This window comes from Rhizobacter sp. P1_G5 (genome assembly GCF_056405435.1).
This window is the reverse complement of record NZ_JBFUCB010000958.1, coordinates 1-1,489: the sequence shown is the minus strand read 5'-3', so window position 1 is coordinate 1,489 and position 1,489 is coordinate 1. Positions and strand designations below refer to the sequence as shown.

Sequence of the window (1,489 nt, the reverse complement as noted above, 5' to 3'; positions counted from 1 at the left end):
GCCGAGGCCCGCCGCCACCAGCTGGCGCAGTGTCTCCAGGCTCGTCGCGCGGAAATCGCAGCCGTCGCTCTGGCTGCTCTCGTGCTGCCGGCAGGCCTCGAGTGCCTGGCCGCGCAGGCAGTGGCCGTCGGTCAGCAGCAGCAGCTTCAGCTCGGCCAGCACCGCCACCGGCACGGCGTCATGCGCCGCGATCTCGTGCCGCGGCGGCGCGGCGACGAAGAACGGCTCGTCGAACAGCGGCAGCTCCACATACGCCGGCTGCGGCAGCGGGCCGGGCAGCGCGAGGATCGCGGTGTCGATCAGCTGGTCGGCCAGCAACTCACCGAGGTGCCGCGTGGTGTCTTCATGCACCACGAGCCGCAGTTTCGGGTAGCGCTGGCGCACCAGCGGCAGCAGCCAGGGCAGGTAGTAGGGCGCCAGCGTCGGGATCAGCCCGATGTTCAGCACGCCCTGCAGCGGGCCGCCGCGCAGCCGCTTCAGGTCGAGGATCTCGTCCGCATCGGCCAGCAGCCGGCGCGCCCGCTCGACGACGAACTCGCCGATCGGCGTCAGCGACGGTTGCTTGCCGCTGCGATCGAGCAGCGTGAGCCCGAGGTAGTCCTCCAGCTTGCGCAGCTGGGTGCTGAGCGTCGGCTGGGTCACGTGGCAGGCTTCGGCCGCGTGCCCGAAATGGCGGTGCTCGGCGAGCGCCACCAGGTAGCGCAGTTCGCGCAGTGTCATCGTTGTCTCCCTTGTCGCGCCGAGTATTGCCAGCGCGGGGGAGGGCGGCGATTTCTTTTGTGATGCGGGCCGATTGGGAATTTGAATCGCAGGGGCTTGACTTCAGGCCGGCCGTGTCAGGCCACGTGCGAGATCAGCACCCCCGGCGCCGGCTGCTGCTGGCCGTCGGCGGTGCCGGCCTCGCTGCTGGTGCTCGCCGCCGGCAGCCGCCGCACCGCGACGCCGACCGACATCATGTCCACCACCAGCAGGTGCAGGATGCGCGAGATCATCGAGACGAAGGTGCTCGCGTCCTCGCTGTGCTCGACCGGGATGCACACCGTCGACTTGCGCGCGAGCGGCGACTGGCTGGCGGTGATCGCGATCACCTTCGCGCCGCGTTCCATCGCGAGGCCCGCCGCGCGCGACAGCTCCGGCGGCTGCCCGGAGCTGGAGATGAACACCGCCACGTCGCTCGGCCCGAGCAGCTCGGCCGCCATCGAATGCATCGACGGATCGGTGTGCGCGACCGACGAGATCCGGAAGCGGAACAGCTTGTGCTGCGCATCCAGCGCGACGATCGCCGAGTTGCCCATCGCGTAGAACTCGACGCGCCGCGCCTCGCGCAGCAGCGAGATCGCGCGATCCACCGCGTCCACGTTCAAGGCCTCGCGGAACTGCACGATGGCCGAGATCGTGTTGTCCAGCACCTTGGCGCACAGGTCGGCGGTGCCGTCCTGGCGGCGCACCTGCGTGCGCTGCACCGGCAGCGTGCCGGTCAGTCCCGAGC

General features: G+C 70.4%; 2 protein-coding genes. Both read right to left on the bottom strand.

Annotated elements, in window-relative coordinates; genetic code table 11:
* Positions 1-720 (bottom strand): LysR substrate-binding domain-containing protein (locus AC1D12_RS33105; RefSeq protein ID WP_477845348.1); only part of this gene is annotated, 720 nt, incomplete at its 3' end.
* Positions 721-836: 116 nt separating this feature from the next.
* A partial coding sequence (locus AC1D12_RS33100; RefSeq protein WP_477845347.1) for an SIS domain-containing protein occupies positions 837-1,489 on the bottom strand: 653 nt, incomplete at its 5' end.